The organism is Glutamicibacter sp. AOP12-B1-11 (assembly GCF_052379245.1).
Classification (GTDB): domain Bacteria; phylum Actinomycetota; class Actinomycetes; order Actinomycetales; family Micrococcaceae; genus Glutamicibacter.
On the sequence record NZ_JBQSYL010000011.1, the window covers coordinates 106874 to 126490 of the forward strand.

16 protein-coding genes and 1 pseudogene are annotated in these 19617 nt (G+C 60.6%); 9 read left to right on the forward strand and 8 right to left on the reverse strand.

The window, feature by feature from the left end:
* The first annotated feature begins 7 nt into the window (after positions 1-7).
* Genes ACT3UQ_RS08550 through ACT3UQ_RS08565 form a run of 4 tightly spaced genes read left to right on the forward strand, consistent with a single transcriptional unit; the run spans position 8 to position 4296 of the window.
* Positions 8-1009: an ABC transporter permease gene (locus tag ACT3UQ_RS08550; protein WP_105650257.1), complete on the forward strand. Its 1002-nt coding sequence runs from the start codon at positions 8-10 to the stop codon at positions 1007-1009.
* Positions 1010-2023 carry an ABC transporter ATP-binding protein gene (locus ACT3UQ_RS08555; protein ID WP_444636930.1) on the forward strand — a complete coding sequence of 338 codons (1014 nt, stop codon included), beginning with the start codon at positions 1010-1012 and terminating at the stop codon, positions 2021-2023.
* Positions 2020-3015 (forward strand): ABC transporter ATP-binding protein, encoded by a 996-nt coding sequence (locus ACT3UQ_RS08560; RefSeq protein WP_444636931.1) that lies wholly within the window; start codon positions 2020-2022, stop codon positions 3013-3015. Before ACT3UQ_RS08555 ends, ACT3UQ_RS08560 begins: the two co-directional genes overlap by 4 nt.
* Before the next feature lie 57 nt (positions 3016-3072).
* Entirely contained in the window at positions 3073-4296 is a 1224-nt protein-coding gene (locus ACT3UQ_RS08565; RefSeq protein ID WP_444636932.1) for an amidohydrolase family protein, read from the forward strand.
* A gap of 282 nt (positions 4297-4578) precedes the next feature.
* Here the strand turns inward: ACT3UQ_RS08565 and ACT3UQ_RS08570 are convergent, their stop codons facing one another.
* From ACT3UQ_RS08570 to ACT3UQ_RS08580, 3 genes are all read right to left on the reverse strand, one after another.
* Positions 4579-5346: a 2-keto-4-pentenoate hydratase gene (locus ACT3UQ_RS08570; protein WP_444636933.1), complete on the reverse strand. Its 768-nt coding sequence runs from the start codon at positions 5344-5346 to the stop codon at positions 4579-4581.
* A 534-nt stretch (positions 5347-5880) separates the two neighbouring features.
* Complete coding sequence (locus ACT3UQ_RS08575; RefSeq protein WP_105650261.1) at positions 5881-6507, reverse strand: response regulator; 627 nt, start codon at positions 6505-6507, stop codon at positions 5881-5883.
* Entirely contained in the window at positions 6504-7700 is a 1197-nt protein-coding gene (locus ACT3UQ_RS08580; RefSeq protein ID WP_444636934.1) for a sensor histidine kinase, read from the reverse strand. Before ACT3UQ_RS08580 ends, ACT3UQ_RS08575 begins: the two co-directional genes overlap by 4 nt.
* 112 nt (positions 7701-7812) lie before the next feature.
* Here ACT3UQ_RS08580 and ACT3UQ_RS08585 point away from each other — a divergent pair, with 112 nt between their 5' ends.
* Positions 7813-8337: a DUF4822 domain-containing protein gene (locus ACT3UQ_RS08585; RefSeq protein WP_444636935.1), complete on the forward strand. Its 525-nt coding sequence runs from the start codon at positions 7813-7815 to the stop codon at positions 8335-8337.
* A 340-nt stretch (positions 8338-8677) separates the two neighbouring features.
* On the opposite strand, the gene ACT3UQ_RS08590 is transcribed toward ACT3UQ_RS08585, so the two are convergent.
* Positions 8678-10015, reverse strand: coding sequence for an amidohydrolase family protein (locus tag ACT3UQ_RS08590; protein ID WP_444636936.1), 1338 nt, complete (start codon positions 10013-10015; stop codon positions 8678-8680).
* 306 nt (positions 10016-10321) lie between these two features.
* Here ACT3UQ_RS08590 and ACT3UQ_RS08595 point away from each other — a divergent pair, with 306 nt between their 5' ends.
* Both ACT3UQ_RS08595 and ACT3UQ_RS08600 read left to right on the forward strand, forming a co-directional pair.
* Positions 10322-11788, forward strand: coding sequence for a chlorohydrolase family protein (locus ACT3UQ_RS08595; RefSeq protein ID WP_444636937.1), 1467 nt, complete (start codon positions 10322-10324; stop codon positions 11786-11788).
* A gap of 460 nt (positions 11789-12248) precedes the next feature.
* Positions 12249-12734 (forward strand): DUF4262 domain-containing protein, encoded by a 486-nt coding sequence (locus ACT3UQ_RS08600; protein WP_444636938.1) that lies wholly within the window; start codon positions 12249-12251, stop codon positions 12732-12734.
* 665 nt (positions 12735-13399) lie between these two features.
* Here the strand turns inward: ACT3UQ_RS08600 and ACT3UQ_RS08605 are convergent.
* Positions 13400-13849 carry a hypothetical protein gene (locus tag ACT3UQ_RS08605; RefSeq protein WP_444636939.1) on the reverse strand — a complete coding sequence of 150 codons (450 nt, stop codon included), beginning with the start codon at positions 13847-13849 and terminating at the stop codon, positions 13400-13402.
* 182 nt (positions 13850-14031) lie between these two features.
* Between ACT3UQ_RS08605 and ACT3UQ_RS08610 the strand changes: the two genes are divergently transcribed.
* Positions 14032-14877 carry an HpcH/HpaI aldolase/citrate lyase family protein gene (locus ACT3UQ_RS08610; RefSeq protein WP_105552849.1) on the forward strand — a complete coding sequence of 282 codons (846 nt, stop codon included), beginning with the start codon at positions 14032-14034 and terminating at the stop codon, positions 14875-14877.
* A gap of 109 nt (positions 14878-14986) precedes the next feature.
* Here ACT3UQ_RS08610 and ald read toward each other — a convergent pair whose 3' ends face one another.
* The 3 genes from ald to ACT3UQ_RS08625 form a co-directional block, all read right to left on the reverse strand.
* Positions 14987-16114, reverse strand: a complete 1128-nt coding sequence (gene ald / locus ACT3UQ_RS08615; protein WP_105552850.1) for an alanine dehydrogenase — start codon at positions 16112-16114, stop codon at positions 14987-14989.
* A gap of 527 nt (positions 16115-16641) precedes the next feature.
* Positions 16642-18156: an alanine/glycine:cation symporter family protein gene (locus ACT3UQ_RS08620; RefSeq protein ID WP_105552851.1), complete on the reverse strand. Its 1515-nt coding sequence runs from the start codon at positions 18154-18156 to the stop codon at positions 16642-16644.
* A 181-nt stretch (positions 18157-18337) separates the two neighbouring features.
* The gene (locus ACT3UQ_RS08625; RefSeq protein ID WP_444636940.1) at positions 18338-19189 is read right to left on the reverse strand and encodes a fumarylacetoacetate hydrolase family protein; all 852 of its coding nucleotides are present in this window, start codon (positions 19187-19189) and stop codon (positions 18338-18340) included.
* Positions 19190-19405: 216 nt separating this feature from the next.
* On the opposite strand from ACT3UQ_RS08625, the pseudogene ACT3UQ_RS08630 reads away from it, so the two are divergent.
* A pseudogene (locus ACT3UQ_RS08630) lies at positions 19406-19617 on the forward strand (ABC transporter permease); the annotation flags it as partial.

Here is a 19617-nt window from a genome sequence, read left to right on the forward strand (position 1 = left end):
CACGCTCATGGTCAGTTTCCTCTTGCGCAGGCTCGGCGCGATGCTGCTGTTGCTGCTCACGGTCAGCTTCATCACCTTCACCCTCTTTCACTTCGGTCCGGCAGATCCCGCTTCGGCGGCCTGCGGGCAGCAGTGCACCCCCGAACGCGTTGAGCAGGCGCGGGTCGCGTTGGGCCTGGATAAACCGTTCTTCGTCCAGTATGTTGCCTTCCTCTCCGGTCTGGTTGGACCGCGTTTGCTCGGCGCCGCGGGGGCTGAACAATTCTGTGCCTGGCCTTGCTTGGGCAAGAGCTTCCAGACCAATGAGAATGTCACGGATATGATCGCCAACGCCTTGCCGTATACCCTCTCACTGGCGGTCGGGGCGGTACTGCTGTGGACCATTGTGGGTGTCGGGCTCGGGCTGTTCGCCGCCTTGCGCAAGGGCAGGCTGGCCGACCGGGTTATCGTCGGGGCGGCCTCCATTGGAGTTTCGCTACCCATCCCGGTTACCGGTTTGGTACTGCTGCTGGTATTCGTCGGAACTCTGGGCTGGCTACCGTTCACCACCAACCAAATCGTGGCACCGTGGGGCGAAGCCGGTTTCGGCGCCTGGGTGGCCAATTATTTTCTGGCCTGGGTTGCCTTGGCCGTCTTATTCTCGGCTCAGTATGTGCGCATCACCCGTAACAACATGATCGAAACCTTCGCCGAGGATTTCATGCGCACGGCGCGGGCCAAGGGGCTGTCGCGAAGGAGAATTGTCTTCAAGCACGGTGTGCGAGCCGGAATCACCCCGATCATCACGATGCTGGGCTTGGATCTCGGCTCGCTGCTGGGCGGAGCGGTGCTCACCGAACAGATCTTTTCGGTGCCCGGACTCGGATTCACCGCGGTGCACGCGGCCACCAGCGGAGATCTGCCGGTCACGATGGCAATTACCATGTTGGCGGCATTCTTCATCATCTTCTTCAATGTCATTGTGGACGTGTCCTACGCGTTTATCGATCCGAGAGTACGGGTGAATTAATTGGAACCGCTGCTGACGGTCAACGAGCTGACCGTAAAGTTTCCCACCGATGACGGAATGGTCGCCGCGCTCAACGGCATGGAACTAACTCTTGGCCGAGGTGAAACGGTGGGCCTGGTCGGGGAATCGGGCTCCGGCAAATCCGTGACCAGCCAGGCGATTATGGGACTGTTCAAGGAATCCAGCGCCCAGGTGGAGGGGCAAGTGCTGTTCGAAGGAACCGACCTGCTGCCGCTGGGCGAAGATGCCATGCGCGCCTATCGTGGAAAGAAAATGGGCATGATCTTCCAGGACCCGCTCTCTGCGATGCACCCTTTCTACAGCGTCGGCTCGCAGATTGCCGAGGCCTACCGGGTGCATAACAGGGTCTCCCGAAAGACCGCTCGCCAGGTGGCCATCGACATGCTCGGCCGGGTTGGAATCCCAGACCCCAAGCGTCGGGTGGATAGCTATCCGCACGAATTTTCCGGTGGTATGCGGCAACGAGCCATGATCGCGATGGCGTTGGTGTGTGAACCGGAGCTTTTGATTGCCGACGAACCGACAACGGCTCTTGACGTGACCGTCCAAGCCCAGATCCTGGACCTGATTTCAGAGCTGCAAGCGGAAACCAACTCGGCGGTAATCTTCGTGACCCATGATCTGGGCGTGGTGGCCCAGCTGTGCCAGCGTGTGGTGGTGATGTATGGCGGGCAATGCGTGGAAGAGGCAAATGTCCATGAAATCTTCCAGCGTCCCTCCCACCCGTACACTCGGGGGTTGATGGCCTCCATGCCGCATTTGTCCACCGAGGCCAACCGGCTCACCCCGATTCCGGGGGCGCCGCCAGCACTGTTGTCTCTGCCAACCGGGTGCATCTTCGCGGACCGTTGCGATTTTGCCAGCCTGGTTCCGGACGGGCGCTGCCAGAACCACCGCCCCGAACTGCGCAGTGACGGGTCGCATGCGGTGCGCTGTCATGGCCACGAATTGCACTTGCTGGACGATACGAGTCTGATCGGAGCCGGTTCATGACTACCCCTTTACTAGAAGTCAACAACCTCGCCAAGCATTTCCCGACCAAGGGTGTTCTTGGGCGGACCACCGGTGCGGTCAAGGCAGTGGATGGGGTGAGCTTCACCCTTGAACGCGGCACCACCCTGGGGCTCGTGGGGGAATCGGGGTGCGGTAAATCCACCACCGGCAAGGTGCTCATGCGACTGCTGGAACCCACCAGCGGCAGTTTCAGACTCGACGGGGAAGAAATCAGTGGCCTGCGCGGACGCCAACTCGATGGGTTCCGCCGCCGCGTGCAGATGGTCTTCCAGAATCCGGCTTCGTCTTTGAACCCGCGCCAGTCCATTGGAGCTGCGATCGCCGCCCCATTGGTGGAGCAACGAATCAGGGTTCCCGGGGGCATCAAGGCGAAGGTCGCAGACCTGATGAACCGGGTGGGCCTGCGCCCCGAGCACGCCAACCGCTTCCCCCATGAATTCTCCGGAGGCCAGCGCCAGCGCATCGGCATTGCTCGCGCCCTCGCCCTGGATCCAGACGTGGTGATATGCGACGAGCCGGTCTCCGCACTGGATGTCTCGGTGCAAGCCCAGGTGGTGAACTTGCTCAAGGATATCCAAGCCGACACCGGAGTTTCCTACATTTTCATCGCCCATGATCTGGCCGTGGTCAAGCACATGGCTGATGAGGTCGCGGTGATGTATCTGGGCAAGATCATGGAGCAGGCACCGGCCCGCGAGCTGTTCGCTGATCCGCGCCACCCCTACACCCGGGCGCTGCTTTCAGCCGTGCCAAGCGTGGATCTGGAGGCCAATCTGACCGGGCGCATTAGATTGCGCGGAGACTTGCCCTCGCCCAGCGATCCGCCCTCGGGGTGTGTATTCCGCACCCGCTGTCCGGCATACCTGCTGCTAGATGAGCCAGGACGCCAGCGCTGCGCTCGCGAAGTCCCCACAGGCCAGATGGCCTGCCATTTTCCCGAAGCGCAACTGGCTATGGCCCAGAGTGGCTGACGATACCCTGAAGCAAGTCATCTAAATTTTCACATTTCACCGAAGGAAACCTACGTCGTGCTTATCAGCAATGCCCGCCCCTGGGGCCGGCCCGCCAGTGACATCCTGGTCAAGGATGGAATAATCGCCGCAGTCACCGCGCATGACCCGAAGCGCCAGCTGGAGGCCGGGGACGTGGTTGGCGGCGGACGCATACTCATCCCTTCATTCTCCGACGTGCATGTGCACTTGGACTCAACCCGGATCGGGCTGCCGTTCCGTGAACACACGGGCCGGCCCGGAGTCTGGGGCATGATGAGCAATGACCGGGAGAACTGGAGAGACGCAGAAATCGGCATCACCGAACGGGTGGCCGGCACGCTGGAACGCATGATCGCTCGCGGCACCACGCGCGTGCGTTCCTATGCCCAGGTGGATGTGGACTGCAAGCTGGAAAAGTATGAGGCAGTGGCAGCCGCCAAGGAGAAATTCGCCAACGAGGCTGACGTGCAGATCATGGTTTTCCCGCAGGCAGGCATCTTGCTCGAAGCAGGTACCGAAAAGTACCTGGAGGAGGCGCTGAAACTTGGAGCCGACGTGATGGGCGGCATCGACCCGTGCGAACTGGATCGCGATCCGGTCCGCCATCTCGACGTGGTCTTCGGCCTGGCCGAAAAATACCATACCGAAATCGACATCCACCTGCACGAGCGCGGCACCCAGGGGGTGTTCTCCGCCGAATTGATTGCGGAGCGAACCCGGGCCCTGGGCATGCAGGGCAAGGTCACGATCTCCCACGCCTACGAACTGGGCAGCGTCGACGATGCCACCAGTCGCCGCCTGATCAACACCTTCGCCGAGCTAGATATCGCGATGACCTCCGTGGCGCCAAGCACCTCCAATCATCTCCCCTTGGTGCAGTTGACCGAGGCAGGCGTGCGCTTTGGTCTAGGCGAAGATGGACAGCGCGACTACTGGAGCCCCTATGGCAATTGCGACCTGCTGGATCGAACCTGGCAGCTGGCTTTCGTCAACGGGTATCGCCAAGATGAACTGATCGAGCATTGCCTCGCGGTGGCCACGGTCGGCGGCGCGTCCATCATGGATCATGACGTGCCTCGTCTGGCCTCTGTGGCAGACCGCCCGGGTGTTGCGGCAGGCGACCGTGCGGATCTCGTGCTGCTTGCGGGGGAGACCGTAGTTTCCACGGTGATGGACCGCAGCAATGACCGCACCGTCATCCACGACGGCCGAGTGGTGGCCGACGGACTGGAGGTCCTCGGCGTAGCGAACAGCTACTGAGCATTGGCTCTTCGCTTTGTCTCCGTCGACCGGCTCGCGAACTGGACCGGAAAGTTCACCTCGCCGGTTTTCGGCTACTTCATCAATGGCTGCGTTGCAGGTGGGCGCACGGGCTGATCTGGTTGGCCCAACCGGCCGCCAGCGCTGACCGGTTGGGTGTTCCGCCGCATGGTTTGATGTGGCTGAGCGGCTGCCATGGCACCGGCTAGTCGAGCCTCGAATGACGGCGTGAATATTGCAGGTTGCCTTCCGAACGAGTGCCTATGAACGGCGACGAAGGCTCTAGCGGAAGTTCGCGCTGACGCTCCCCGCACAATCGATCGTGGCGGTTGCCGAGCTCGAAGAGCCCAGCGGAACTGGGATGTTCATTGAACCACTGAGGACGATGTCACCGGCACTGAGCCCGGCGCCGGCGGCTGCAAGATGGCGTGCTAGCCAGGCTACCGACTCCAACGGGTTGCCCAACACGGTCTCCGTCGAACCGGGGTACTTTGAAGTTCCCACGGTGAGCAGGCTCGTGGCCTCGGCAATGTTCGTTGGCAGGGGGACCGGTTCGCCCACGAAAGCCGCAGCAGCATTCGTGTTGTCGGCGATCAATAAGGACAGATTTGCCGCGCCGCCGCTCCAGCGGCTGTCCACAATTTCAAGGGCCGGCGCAACGGCCTTGGTCGCCGCGATGATGTCTTCGAGGGTTGCGTTCGGATTATTGAGTGGTTCGCCGATGATGAAGGCGATCTCGGCTTCCACCAGTGGGTTTCTTAACTTCCCGGTGTCAAGGGTTCCTCCCGCTGGCAGGAGGGTGCCGGCCAGTAGGTACCCCTGAACGGGGTTTACGGTTTCGAAGGATTCACGAACTGCAGCAGCGGTGAGGCCGATCTTGTATCCAACTACGCGTTCGCCTTCAGCAATCGCTAGCGCGCGGCCAGTCGCGGCGATCTCGACGGCAAGATCTAGTTCAAGTGTTCCTGCTCCGACAGCCGAGACGGCGACGCCAGTGCGCGTCGCTTGGCGCAGATTGCGTGCAATAGTTTGTATGCTCGACGCTTCCATGTCTACCTTCCATTGAATGAATACTGAACGACTGGTCCTGGGTGCGGAGCGGTGGTGTCACCGCGTGATCGGGTGCGCAGTTGTTGCTTTGGGGATCCTGCGAGAAGCCCTCTGGGTCCCTGTTTCCTAGCCCTACTACGATCATGGCCTATCGCATAATGAAAAAGAAATATCATTACGCGGAATTTGAATGCATTTCATCGGTAGCTGTACGTTTCGAGCAACGGTTTCGCAATGCAAGGGCTAAGGCCAAGTTCACGTAGTAAGCGCTGAAGCTAAAGTCCCTGCTGATGATATTCGCGTCGAGCGCCAGCTCCGGGGCGCGGCGTTGGAACGGTCTGCAAGTGGCCCGCGCGGAGACTGAGTGCTTGGAAGAATGCACGAAGGACCTTGGGATAGCCCTTCGTACTACGCTGCTATGCGATGCAAGGTCCGTTGGGGATGAGGTAAGTTGCCATTTTGCTGCTGGAGGCACGGCAGATCGTTGAGGCAGCGGCGGTGCGCCGCTTCAAAGGTCGCAGTGATCGCAGGGCGCTAGGCGCGGCGGATAATGCGCTGGGCGATCGCCGCGGCCACCGCGCCGGCGCGCGAATCGGTCTGAAGCTTGGCGTAGATGTGCGCCAGGTGGGACTTCACCGTGCCCTCGGAGACGAATAGCGACTTGGCGATCTCCTTGTTGCTCTTGCCCTCGGCAAGGAGCTCCAACACATCGACCTCGCGGGCGGTGATCTGCGGGGCCGAGTTGGCGTTGCGCTTGACCAAGGTCGCTGCGGCCAGCGGAGCTAGCACCGTCTCCCCGCGCGCCACGGAACGCACCGCGGCAAATAGTTGAGCTGGGGGAGTGTCCTTGAGCAGGTAGCCCAGGGCGCCGGCCTCCAGCGACTTGAGGATGTCGCTTTCGGTGTCATAGGTCGTCAGCACGAGTACCTGCGGCGGGTTGGGCAGGGCGCGCAGCGAGCGGGTCGTTTCAATGCCGCCCGGGCCAGAACCCAAGTGCAGATCCATTAGCACCACATCGGGAGCTTGCTCGCTGACTAGCTGCAGAGCGCTTTGCGCGTCATGTCCCTGGCCAACCACCTCGATGTCCTCGGCGGCGTCCAGAAGGGCGACGAGCCCGGCGCGGACCACTGGATGATCGTCGACTAAGGCAATGCGGATCATATTTCCTCCCACGGGAACACTACCGACAGCGTCGTGCCCTCACCGGGGGAACTGTCGAGGGTAAAGGTACCATTTAGCGCCAGCGCACGCGTCTTGAGCCCCGGCAACCCGTGGCCGCGCAGCGAAGGCATGGATTTCGCTTGGGCGTTGAAGCCCCTGCCGTCGTCCCGAATGTCGACCAGCAGCGCCTCATCCGCAAAGGTCAAGGTGACCATGGCGCGCTCGGCCGCGGCATGGTCGCGCACGTTGGCAAGCGCTCCGCGCACCGTGTAGATCACCGCTTCCGCCAGCGGGGCAGGGATTTTTCGTGCTTGTCCCTCAATGCGGAGCCCCAGCTGAGCACTTGCGCAGGGTTGCGCGACGATCTGCTCCAACTGGGTGCGCAGCGATGCGGGAGTCAGCGAGCTGAGGTACTCCTCTGCCATATCCCGCACTACCCGGCGCACCGCGTCCAGCGCGCTGCGCGAGGTCTGCGCCGCGGTACGCACCCGCTCGCGGGCCACCTCACTGCCCCAGGATTGCTCGGCGGCCAGCAAGAAGAGATTGATGCTGGAGAGATCCTGTCCGATTGAATCGTGGATGTCGCGTGAAAGGCGGGCACGCTCGGCCACCGCACCGGTGCGCCGTTCGGCGCTAGCCAGATCCGCCTGGGCTTGGAGCAGGTCATCGACGGCTTTCGCCCTGGCACTCGACTCCCGCTCCAATTCACGGTACGCAATGACCGTAACCAGTCCAATGCCGATCGGGCCGACAACGAGCGTCGGATCGATGGCCGTACCTACTCGAAGCCAGCCGGCAGTTATCGTGAGCATCATCGAGCAGACGACGACAGCAGCCAGCTTGAAGGGCAGCACCTGCAATACCGCAAAAGCGATGGGTACCGAACACCAAGCGAAGCTCGGCGCAAGGATGACCAGCGTGGCCCAGAGCAGAACCACAACCAGACTCCAGGCCATGCCCCAGCGATGCCGGGTCGCCAGTGGCCGCAGGGCATATGCAAGCACCAGTGCGAGCGTACCCAACAGAACCGGCAATCCGTCGGAAAACAGATCATGACGCTCGTGATAGCGCAACGCACTGGAAATCACGAGGATCGCGAAGATGAGATGCAGCCAACGGTCAAGACGCCGCATTTGTCCTAGGATCCCACGGCGTTCAACCTGCTCGACAGTATTCATAGATTCGTATCTCACTTTCCGATATCCCCCATTTGGCTATTTCTTGATAGCCACCTGCTAGATGTTGGCACGAGCAACTTCTAGCAGGATTAAAGCAGCAAAGAAAACCGCAGATCAAAGGATCAACATGAACATCAAATCCAAGCCATCCAAGGCAATCACCGCTATGGGCTCCGCAGTCCTGGCCATGGGCCTGTTGGCCGCCTGCAGCGGCGCGGCCACCGAAGCCCCAGCGTCCAGCTCGACGCCTTCCGAATCTGTCACCCAGAGCCCGTCACAAGTGTTGTCCGCCACGGCTTGGCAGACCACAGGCGCGGTGGACCAGGACGGCAATAACGTTGCGCTGACCGACGAGACGGCCAAGAACTATGTGGGCTATGCCTACTTCAAAGACGGTGGCGAGTTCACCATGTACACCCTGGATGATGCACCGAAAATGCACGGTGATTGGACCGTATCCGAGGATGGTAAGTCCCGCCATATCGTGGCCAAAGATGATGCTGGCAAAACCCTGTTCGAGCGAGAGTCGGAAATCACTGCGCTGACCGGCGACGAATTCACTTACCGCAGCTACCCCGAAGAGGGCAACCAGGACTTGTACGTGGACATCATCCATACCCCGACCGATCATGAAGAGCCTGCCAACGATTAGCCAGCAAACCGCTGCGCTTCAGCGTCTGGAGATGCACAAGCCACCGGGGCGTTTTGCTTCGGTGGCTGGTGCGTTGTGTCGCTGGGCGGTGGTCCGGGCAGGCTAGTCAGATGCCAGCGCGGTGAATTCGAAGCTACTTCGGAGATGCCGGTACGGATCCAGCGCAATCGATGAGCAATCCTGCGACGTGCAGACCGGTGTGCGGATGGTACGGGACTGACTAAGTCTGAGCCCTGCCAGTAGCTTTGCGAGGGAACTGCGGTGGGATGCTGTTTTCGGATTGGGTACTAAACGCAACGGGTGTTCGGAAGAGTCCGGACACCCGTTGTTTTCAGTAGTGTCAGGCCGCGTCGTTGCGCACAATGGCTCCTTGGGCGACGACCAATTGAACATCCGAAAGAGCCGTGGACCGCTCCAACGGGTTGCTTCCCAGAAGGACTAGATCCGCTACGCCACGGTGGACCAAGCGACCCACACCTTGCTTGTGCACGCCGAGCATCCGCGCGGGCGCAGAGGTGATGGACTGCAATGCCTTCAGCTGGCTAAGGCCGGCTTTGGCCAAGGAATTGGCTTCGTCGCCAATCGCGGTCACATCCGTGCCGAAGGAGTCGGTGCCGGCGATGACAGTGACGCCCAACTCGTCGGCGGCCCCCACGGCTTTGGCCAGGATCGGGGCGTATTCGCGGCCGCGTTCGGCCAAGACCGGATCGCTGGACTGGGCCATGCCCGAAATGCCGAAGAGAGTCGGGGTGAAGTACGTTCCCTTGCCTGCCATGCTGGCTAGTGTTTTCTCGTCAACGAAGACGCCATGTTCGATACTTTGGACGCCGGCGGCTACGGCTCCGGCAATTGCCTTTGCGCTATAGCTGTGGCATAAAACCCCGGCACCCTTGGCCGCATGGACTATGGCAGCCAGCTGATCGCGATCATAGACCAGCTCCAGGGGATCTTGATCCGCAAGGCCCGCCCGGGGATTGGCGCGGGTCTTGATCACGGTAGCTCCCCGGCTGATATTGACTTTGGTCAGATGCGCCAGTTCCGACACGGTGGTCAATTGGTGGCGAGAGGAAGCCAGTGGAGCCAGATCTGGGTCGGCGAGAATAGAGTCGGATTGGTCAGGCGAGACGAAGAGACCCGCAGCATGCATGCGTGGGCTGAGTCCGGCGGCGTATTTCGGGATCTGGGCCAGCGCGATGTCCTGGTAGAAGCTGGTCGATCCGCTGCGTACCGTGGTGGCCCCGTGGCTGAGAATCAGCGAGGCATCTTCAAAGGTCTGGGCGTGGACGTGGGCGTCGACGAAGCCGGGCAGGATGAACTTTCCTGCAGCCTCGATTGTGGTCGCCGAATTGCGGTACTCTGCGACCGCTCGGCGGGTGGACGCGCGGTCGCCCACCGCTTGGACCTTGCCTTCGGCGAGAACGACTACGGCATCTTCGGTTACCTGACCCGTGGTCGGATCGATGAGTGTGCCTCCTTCGATAATCACCGGTGCTGGATGCGTTGAATTCCCCCGCCGAGCCGCCGGCTCCGAATCGCCATTGGTTTTTGCTGCATGCACCGGGGCTGGAATCATGCTCGCGAGCCCGAGTCCCGCCAAGGCCGCGGCTCCGGCGAGGACGTGTCGACGCTGAAGCTGTGATTGTGGCACTGGGCCGGAGGTGTGATCGTGTTCGCACATGGGTGCTCCCTTTCCTTGGGTCTGCTGGGATCCATCCTATGGATCTCCGGCCAAGAAAACCATATGGAATACCAAAATTAAGCAATTTAAAATGCAAGTCTTGGCGCTAAAGTCTGTCGCATACACGGCATTCCAGTGTTTGGTGTAACAACGGAGCGGCGCGCTGAGCGGCCGGTTTTCCTCAAGGTGTGATCACTTTAGTATCCCAAAATGACCTGATGTTGGGTAGGGTAGATCGCGGAGCTTCCGGCCCGGAGGCCCGCAGCAGCGGCCAGCGCAGAAGAACCTAGAAGGAACATCGATTAAATGGGACAGATTACCCGTGTGAAGGCGTCCTTTGTCATTGGTTTTGAAGCGGGGGACCACTGTATCTGGCCGCAGGGTGAACTGGTTCACGAAGAAGAACGCATCATCTTCGTGGGTCGAGGCTACCAAGGGCGCGTTGATGTCGAGGTGGATGCCGGGCACGCGATTCTGTCGCCGGGATTCATTGATATGAACGCTTTAGCCGATATCGATCACGCCTTGTTCGACTCGTGGCCAGCTGGCGATCGGCGGCTCGGGCTGGTCTGGTCTGAAACCTACTTGAAGCAACATGGCTCGGTTTTCACCGAGGAAGAGGAAAAGTTCCGCCGGCAATATGCGCTCAGCCAGTTGGTGCGCAATGGCATCACCACGGTCATGCCGATTGCGGCCGAAACCTACAAACCGTGGTGCGAAGACTACGAAGACATGGCCCAGCTGGCTCAGGCCGTTCGACAGCTGGGCCTTCGTGCCTATCTGGGGCCGAGCTACCGTGCGTTGGTGCCCTATACCGACGGGAGAGTGATCAAACTATTTGCTGACGAAGCCAAGGGCATCGAAGGCTTGCGCCATGCGGTGACGTTTGCCGAGGATTTCGAAGATACGGCCAACGGATTGATCCGGGCAGCCCTGCTGCCGGCCCGTATCGAAACGCAGACCGAACGCACCCTGAAAATGACGCGGGCTGCGGCAGATGAGTTGGAAGTTCCGGTCCGGCTGCATGCGGCGCAGGGGCTAGGCGAAATGGAGATCATCTATCAACGTACGGGAAAGCGTTCGATTCCCTATCTGGACGACATCGGGTTCCTCAAGGAACGAACCTTCATCCCGCATGCGTGGACGGTCCCTGGCCATCGGCACATGCCGGCCGAACTCGGCAGTGGGGATGACATCTCGCGCCTGGCTGCAAACGGCACGTCGGTCGTTTACTGCCCGATACCCACGGCCCACTATGGCGGTGGCCTTGATAATTTTGATGCCTATCGCGACAAAGGTGTTCGTGTAGTGATGGGAACCGATTCGGCACCACCGAATATGATTCACGCGCTGGACCTGGCCATGGCCATGACCAAGACGCTCACTGCGGATCGTTCCAGCGCGCAGGCCGAGGACCTGTTCCGTGCGGCCACCCTGGAACCTGCCCGGGCGCTGGGACGGGATGATCTGGGTAGGCTGGCCGTCGACGCCCAGGCTGACTACTTCATTATGGACTTGGACGGCACTCACGTTGGGCCGCACGCTGACCCGATTCGCACGCTCGTCATGAATGGTGATGGCCGGGATATTTCCCGTGTGGTGGTGGCAGGGGAAACAATCGTCCAGGGTGGTGAAATCACTACCGTGGACACCAGCGACTACCAGTCGCGGGCCCAAGAGTTCATGGAGAAATACATTGCCTCGTTCACCGAGAGCGACTTTAAACGGCGCCCCACCAACGAACTATTCCCTTCCAGTTTTCCGGTGAAATAGCGCGTCGGCTTCGGTTCCGGGCGCGAGCCAGGCTGGCCATATTACCTCTGGAAGATTCGGCTCTTCGGCTTGGCATGGCGCCTCGCTTTGCCGTGCCTGTATCGGTGGCAGCTAGCGGACCGGTCAGCTCCGGCCACCTCAGGGGTTGCTGCCCGTACCCAGTCGTTTGGGAAGGCGCCTTTCCAGCTTTCCGGCGTTGAGCTCGAAGGCGCGAACGCGCAGCCTGGCCGGTGATCACTATGCGGTTCCCACCACAGTGGATCGCTTGCCGGTAGCTGTGCTGGGGAGGTGCCGCTCGGTCGGCCGACGGTGCTCTTGAACTCACGGCGAGGCGCCAGCGATCGAAAGTTGTCCGGAGATGCTGCCGGAGTTATCCACAAATTTCGAGTTGCTTGTCGCCAAGCTCAGCTGCGGGTCAACACTTGGAGTGTCAATAGGACGAAGCCCAAGGAGACCAGCCATGTGCTTGCAATGTGATGGATTTTCAAACGAAGAAGTCGAACTGCAGATCACAAACACGACTCGCATGTACGGCAACGCGGTGCAATTCATCGAAAACCCCGACCCGACCAAGACCTTCGGCTACACCGTCGGACTGACCGCACACGGGCACCCGGAATTCCTGGTGCGAGGCCTGGATATGGTGACAACCTGCGAGCTGCTGAATCCATTGGCCCAGCGGGTCATTAAAACCGGTGAAATCTTCGGGCACCAGCATGCTGCCCACTACCTCGGGCAGCAGCTGCTCTATTTCATGCGCATCCCTGATGCCGGCGCCCACCTGTTGGAGGCCGTTGTGCGCTACGGTACCGCGATGACGGCATTGGAAATTCACATCATCGATTCCTGGCCGCCACCACCTGAGCTGTTGGCCGAAGCCGCCAGGAGGGATGGCACCGGCTGCGGCTCTGACACGTCTTGGTGGGGCAGACCCTCAGCAAACTAAACGGCCTGGCAACTCTGGATTCGTCGGTGTTCCGGTTCTCATGGACGTGTATTCCGCGTGCACTGCACGCAATTGAGTAGGCGCATTGAACTACGGATCTTCAGGGGCGAAGGCGACCCGCACTACGAGAAACCGTGGCCGCGTGACCAGAAGGGCCATGAGGTTATCGATCTGCGTGCCCCCGGCCTAGAGGACGAACGCCAAGGTAGAACTGTGCCATGCGGGGTGCACCCATATTGTCTTGCACCTTGAGTACGGGGAACTACCGCAACACTTAGACATGTAGCCCGACTTCGCTTGGGCATTCAGTAGCGAAGAGGCGGAACAGTTCCCCCAACGCGTACCAAACATGCGGAGTTGAGAACCGCGAAATCCACCACACCAGCGGCTGATCCTGCAAGGATCAAACGATCCGACAACGGTGGCCTGACGGAGTATGTTCTCTGGGTCCTTATCTTCCGCTGCGGTGACCCCATGCCGCCGATTCCGACGAGGGCGAAGGCTGCAATCTGGACTCCGCGACCAAACCCATGATTCCTTGGGGGAACAAGCCACCATGCCCCGGTTACGGAGGCAGAGCCTGTAACAATCATGACAAGCCCCACAACGAGAAACGTCCATACAGCGATGTTCTTGGCCGGTGGGAACTAGGATTCGGTTTCACCTTAAGCCTTCGCCCCGCGCAACCTTGGTCCCGCAGTCGGCAAGATGCGGCCTGAAACCGGGGACCACGGCTTTTGCTCTGTCCAACAGAATCCAGTGCATTGTGCGATCGCGGACACATTCGCGATCCTAGCCACCACCGAATGGAACAAGTGGGAACATCTGCTGAAAACCCAATCCATGCTCCGAGCAGGTGACCCCGCGGATTCAGAGAATATCTTGTAGTCCAGCTTGTTCGGCAGCGTCTGATCCAAGGCGCGAATGGCGAAGAACTGCTTGAATCCAAGGATCTTCAAGGCATCATTGACCGAGGGGCCGTCGCACACTGTGCCGCCCGTTCCACGAATCATCAGCTGTCGAATATCGCGACTGAAAAAGCCTCGTTCTGTATCTTGCAGTTCTTGTAGGCGATGAGTTTCCTCGGCCGAGGCGACACGCAGTGCTCCGTTCATGAGCTGCCCTCGCATGGCAGAAGGGGTGCATTTTGGAGACCGGACAAAACCCGTGCAATTAGCGACCCTTGGTCTGACCACACGCGGTCATGTTTCACTCCAAATTTGGGATGCGGTGCAAGTAGTGCTTGTGGATGAGTGTCGGTGGAAGGCCGGCCAGAAAAGTGAGTAGGCTTGTAATTATGGCTTTCCGAAATCGTCGCGCTGCGGCTCTCCCAGCAAAATTATCCCGTTCGTGGCTTCTGGTCAACGCCGCCAAAGAAGAAGACTTCGGACCCGGCCTAGCTTGTGAAGCGGACTCGGTAATTTTTGATATGGAAGCTGCCGTTCCGGACGACAAAAAGGCCTTCGCCCGTGACAACGTGGTGCGCGCTCTATCCAACGGCATGACCGCCTGGGTGCGCGTTAACGGCACCGACACCGACTTCTGGGCCGATGATCTCGCGGCTCTCGCGGAAACCCCGGGCCTGCGCGGGGTCATGCTGGCCATGACCGAAAAACCAGAGCAGGTCACTTACACCGCGATGCGCTTGCGCGCAGGCACCCCGGTGCTCGCGCTGATCGAAACCGCCGTAGGCATCGAAAACGCCACGAACATTGCCTCGGCTCCGGGCACCTTCCGCCTGGCCTTCGGCGTGAACGACTTCCGCAAGGACACCGGTGTCTCCGATGACCCGTTGGCCCTGGCCTATGCCCGAGGCAAGCTCGTCATGGCTTCCCGCGTGGGTAAGCTGCCCGGCGCTATCGACGGCCCGCCGCCTGCCGGTGCGAGCGCCGCGAAGGTTACCGAAGATACCCTGGTAACCGCATCGATGGGCATGACCGGGAAGCTCTCCCTTTCCCGCGACCACGTCGACGGCATCAACGCCGCACTCGCACCAAGCGAGGACGAACTGTCCTGGGCCATGGAGCTGCTCGAAGCTCACGCGGCCGGTGCGTCGGTAGGCGACGGTTCCTACCTGCCGCGTCTAGCCCGTGCACAGAAGATCGCAGATCTGGCCGACTCCTACGGATTGTGGAACGCCTAGTCCGCAACTGCACTCCATTACCTCTCGTGCGCAATGGAACGGCCGGTAATCTGCATTCACCGGCCGTGCCACGACGAGCGGGCCTAGATACCCCTTCGGTCGCCGCGAATTAGACGAGCGACGCCGTACCCAGCAGCTCTTCGATGGGCAAGTGGGGCAGGGAAAATTCGTCCGCCACCGATTTGAAGGTCACTTGGCCGTCGTGCACGTTCAGGCCGTTGGCCAGACCGGCGTCTTCGCGCAGCGCCTGCTTCCAGCCCTTGTCCGCGATACGCAGCGCATAGGGCAGGGTGGCGTTGGTCAGTGCTGCGGTGGAAGTCTGCGGGACGGCCCCGGGCATGTTGGCCACGCAGTAGTACACGGCGTCGTGGACCTTGAAAGTCGGTTCGGCGTGCGTGGTCGGGCGCGAACCTTCGAAGCAGCCGCCCTGGTCGATTGCGATATCCACGAGCACGGAGCCCGGGCGCATGTGCTCGACCATATCGCGGGTGACCAGCTTTGGCGCAGCCGCGCCCGGGATCAGCACCGAACCGATGACCAGATCGGCGGCGGCCACCTCGGAGGCAATCGACAGGCGCTGCGAGGCCAGGGTCTTGATGCGGCCCATGAAAGCCAGATCGATTTCGCGCAGCCGGGAGAGGTTGATATCGATGATGGTCACGTCGGCCCCCATCCCCATGGCGATGGTGGCCGCATGCGTGCCGGCCACGCCGCCGCCGATCACCACAACCTTGGCCGGGCGCGTACCGGGCACGCCGCCCATCAGCACGCCGGCGCCGCCGTTGGGCTGCTGCAGCTGGACGGCACCAATCTGGGCCGCAAGGCGCCCGGCGACCTCGGACATCGGAGCCAGCAACGGCAAGGTGCGCCCCGACGCGACGGTCTCATAGGCGATGGCGGTGGAACCGGCGGCCAGCAGCGCGTCGGTGCACTCTCGCGAGGCGGCCAGATGCAGGTAGGTGAACAGCAGCTGTCCGGAGCGCATGCGATGGTACTCCGCGGCGATCGGCTCCTTGACCTTCAAGATCATCTCCGCCTCGGCCCAGGTGGCATCCGCGCCGGCGGCGATGCGCGCGCCGGCCGCGAGATAGGCCTCGTCGGCATTCCCCGAGCCGACGCCTGCACCGGTTTCGACGATCACATCGTGGCCGCGGGTCACAAACTCGGACACGCCGGCTGGTGTCATGGCGACGCGAAATTCGTTATTCTTGATTTCCTTTGGGACACCAATGATCATGGCAGTCAGTCCTCTCGTGAGACATGTCGGGCAAGGACATCGAATCGATATCGGGACGATGCTCGCCGTAGTAGTTACTCACCAGATTAGAGTTTACAACGGGTTTTGCGGGGCTCTGCCGAATAATCTACGGTTATATCTAGAAAATCTGTTTTATATCGCAGAAGTTTTCCACTGAGTGGGCTGCGTCACCGTCAGATCTACGGGCTCCATAATCTGTGGCAATAGCTCGCCGACTTAGGAGAGCAGTTGTCGAGACTGGCCCGGCGCTGGAGGTTCCCTGAGCTGGCTGTCAGGCAATTTTCGGCTCTGGGCCATCACGTCGTGCGCCGTCGCTGGAGCAAAGCGGCGTCAATCCCTCGGGCATCAGCCTTTTGACGGCTCCGACCCGGAAGACGGCTGCTCCCGCGATGGTGGGACCAGCCAACTGCGTATGCGCTGAGCAGCAAAAAGGACTGCCGCCGTAGCGGCCCGACAGGGCCGATACAGCGGCAGTCCTCGCAATGCGCGGTGCGGTTGCTTAGCGCTTAGCGTCGAGGCTCTGGATCATCCTGAACTTCGTGTGCTCCGCGATGGTGCGAAGAGCCAACCACGTTGCCGGCCTTCCACTCGGCCCAGCCTGGACGGCCGGACATGAAGTCCTCGATCTGGTCCTTGTTGGCTTCCAACTTCGGGTCATTCTTCAGGTACCAGCGAGTTTCGCGAGCCACCATGCCGGAGAGGATCAGCAAGCCGATGAGGTTTGGCAGGGCCATCAGGCCGTTCATCATGTCCGAGAAATTCCAGACCGGGGTCAGCTCGGTGGTGCAGCCAACGTACACGACCAGCGAGAAGATCACGCGGAAAGGCATGACGCCCTTGCGGCCAATGAGGCGCTCGATGTTGCGCTCACCGTAGTAGCACCAGCCCAAGATGGTGGAGAAGGCGAACATGACCAGGCCCAGGGTCACGATCCAGTGGCCCCATTCGCCCGGCAGGCCGTTGGTGAATGCCTCGCCGGTCATCAGCGAGGCGGCGATCTGTTCGCCGGTTGCCTCATCGATCAGCTTCCAGGTGCCGGTGGTGATGATGACCAGTCCGGTGCAGGTGACCACGATGATCGTATCGATAAAGGTCTGGGTCATGGAGACTAGGCCCTGGCGAACCGGGTGCGTGGTCTGCGCCGCGGCTGCGGCGATAGCTGCCGAGCCCATGCCGGATTCGTTGGAGAAGATACCGCGAGCCACACCGAACTGGATGGCGATGATGATGGCCGAGCCGACGAATCCGCCGACCGCCGAGGAGCCGGTGAAGGCGTCGGTGAAGATCTGGCCGAAGGCAGCTGGGATGCCGCTGACGTTGGAGATCAAGATGAAGATCGCTGCGGCCACGTAGAACACGATCATTACCGGAACGAATGCCGCGGTGACTCTGCCAATGGACTTGATGCCACCGACCAGAACTGCGATCGACAAGATGGTGAGAACCACGCCGGTGACCCATGGGATCACGTTGAAGGAGTTCTCCAGGTTGGCTGCAATCGAGTTGCCCTGGGTCATGTTGCCGATGCCGAAGCTGGCAAGGGTCGCCGCAATAGCGAAGAACAGCGCAAGGAACTTGCCGAATGGCCCCTTGATGCCGCGCTCAAGGTAGTTCTGCGGACCTCCGGACTTTTCACCAGCCGTGTCGGTGCCGCGGAAACGGACACCCAAGTAGGCTTCGGTGTACTTCGAAGCCATGCCGAGCAGGCCGGTGACCCACATCCAGAACAACGCGCCGGGGCCACCGATGCCGATGGCCGTGGCAACGCCGACGATGTTACCCGTCCCGACGGTGGCCGCCAATGCGGTGGTGAGCGCCTGGAACTGCGAGACGTCGCCATCGGCGCCCGGGTCCTTGCGCTTGAAGATTCCTAGCCTGAGTGCCGGGATGAGTTTGATGAACTGCAATCCGCCGAGGCGGATGGTGAGGTAGAGGCCGGTGCCCAAGAGCAACGGGATGAGGACAAACGGTCCCCAAATGACCGAGGAGATATCTCCGAAGAGTGTTCCCAATGAGTCCATGAGTTCTAGATCCTTCGATGCGAGTGAGAAGCGATGATGACTGTCATCGTAGGTGACATCCTCAGTCATCCTACGTGATGGTGAGAGTCAAGTCACAAACGCTGTTTCGTGTCGCATTCGAGGTTAAAATGTTTCCCCGAGCCGGTGGGTGCGGCTCGGGGAAACTGGAATCCTGAAAGTACTAGGCGGAGGTGAACTTGACCGCCGAGGTGCCGAGCCCCTCGATGCTCGTTTCCAAGATGTCACCGGCCTTGAGCCACGGGCGTCGCCCATGCTCGTCGCGGCGTCCCAAGGCAACGCCCGCTGGGGTGCCGGTGAGGATTAGGTCCCCGGGTTGCAACTCGTTGATCACCGACAGGTAGGAGACCAGCTCGGCCGCGGAGAACACCAGATCATCGGTTGAGTCTTCCTGGACTACCGCGCCATTGACCTTCGTGGTGATTTTGGCTCCCGGGGTGAACTCTTCGGAGGTGACCAACCATGGACCCACCGGAGTCGACTTATCCCAGGCCTTGCCCTGCAGCCATTCGGTGGTTCGTCCCTGGAAGCCGCGCATGGAGACATCGTTGGAGACCGCGTAGCCGGCGATATGATTCTCCGCGTCTTCGATCGAGATCCGGCGTCCGGGTCTGCCGATGACGATGGCCAGCTCACCCTCATAGTCCATCCGGTAATCTTCGGCAGGAATTTCGACGGTGTCATTTGCTCCGCAGAGTGTGGAGGCGAACTTCGCGAAGACCGTGGGGAACTCAGGTTCTTCCGCTCCCACCTCGGCGATGTGGTTGCGGTAGTTCAGCCCAATGCAGTACACCTTGGCGGGGGTTGGGATCAGTGCGGCATAGTCTGCCTCGCCTTCGGCGATCGAATCGCCTACCAATGCCCGGGCGACGACTTCTTGCTGCGTTGCATTATCGAGGCGCAAGAATTTTTGAACGTTGGCGAGATTTTCCAGATAGTAAAGACGGCCCTCTTCGATGACGGCCGCTGTCGTCAGGCCCGGTTCGGTGGTCAGTCGCACGGTAGCTAGTTTCATGTTCCTATCTCACTACATCCGCACCGTCTTGGCTAGCCTGCTGAGGGGGCTAAATAGGCCAAAACGACACTCATATTCAGCCAAGTCAAGCAAAGGTTTATCAAAACGATACTAAGGGAGTGGCGCATCGCCACGTAAACTTGGGAGAAAAGCTGAGGCGAGGAACCTCCTCCAAGTCAGTGGTTGAAACGAAACTAAAGTGAAGCGGGTCTTAATGTGGGTGACTTTTTCGGCGAGCGATATCGCCAAATTCTATTCGCCTCTTGGCAGCATTTGTGGTTGGTAGCCCAGTGCCTAGTCCTGGCGACGATCATTGCCGTGCTGATCGCCGTATTGGTGTATCGCAGTAAATCTTTATCCGGAGTGGCCAACGGAATCAGCGCCATCGGGCTGACCATCCCATCTTTCGCACTGATCGGTCTGCTGAT

What these genes read in the sequence shown, in the direction of transcription:
- ACT3UQ_RS08585 (WP_444636935.1), top strand. Translation starts at nt 7,813, where the DNA reads ATGAACATCAAATCCAAGCCATCCAAGGCAATCACCGCTATGGGCTCC.
- ACT3UQ_RS08595 (WP_444636937.1), top strand. Translation starts at nt 10,322, where the DNA reads ATGGGACAGATTACCCGTGTGAAGGCGTCCTTTGTCATTGGTTTTGAA.
- ACT3UQ_RS08550 (WP_105650257.1), top strand. Translation starts at nt 8, where the DNA reads ATGGTCAGTTTCCTCTTGCGCAGGCTCGGCGCGATGCTGCTGTTGCTG.
- ACT3UQ_RS08620 (WP_105552851.1), bottom strand. Translation starts at nt 18,156, where the DNA reads ATGGACTCATTGGGAACACTCTTCGGAGATATCTCCTCGGTCATTTGG.
- ACT3UQ_RS08605 (WP_444636939.1), bottom strand. Translation starts at nt 13,849, where the DNA reads ATGAACGGAGCACTGCGTGTCGCCTCGGCCGAGGAAACTCATCGCCTA.
- ACT3UQ_RS08625 (WP_444636940.1), bottom strand. Translation starts at nt 19,189, where the DNA reads ATGAAACTAGCTACCGTGCGACTGACCACCGAACCGGGCCTGACGACA.
- ACT3UQ_RS08600 (WP_444636938.1), top strand. Translation starts at nt 12,249, where the DNA reads ATGTGCTTGCAATGTGATGGATTTTCAAACGAAGAAGTCGAACTGCAG.
- ACT3UQ_RS08590 (WP_444636936.1), bottom strand. Translation starts at nt 10,015, where the DNA reads ATGTGCGAACACGATCACACCTCCGGCCCAGTGCCACAATCACAGCTT.
- ACT3UQ_RS08610 (WP_105552849.1), top strand. Translation starts at nt 14,032, where the DNA reads ATGGCTTTCCGAAATCGTCGCGCTGCGGCTCTCCCAGCAAAATTATCC.
- ACT3UQ_RS08570 (WP_444636933.1), bottom strand. Translation starts at nt 5,346, where the DNA reads ATGGAAGCGTCGAGCATACAAACTATTGCACGCAATCTGCGCCAAGCG.
- ACT3UQ_RS08575 (WP_105650261.1), bottom strand. Translation starts at nt 6,507, where the DNA reads ATGATCCGCATTGCCTTAGTCGACGATCATCCAGTGGTCCGCGCCGGG.
- ACT3UQ_RS08560 (WP_444636931.1), top strand. Translation starts at nt 2,020, where the DNA reads ATGACTACCCCTTTACTAGAAGTCAACAACCTCGCCAAGCATTTCCCG.
- ald (WP_105552850.1), bottom strand. Translation starts at nt 16,114, where the DNA reads ATGATCATTGGTGTCCCAAAGGAAATCAAGAATAACGAATTTCGCGTC.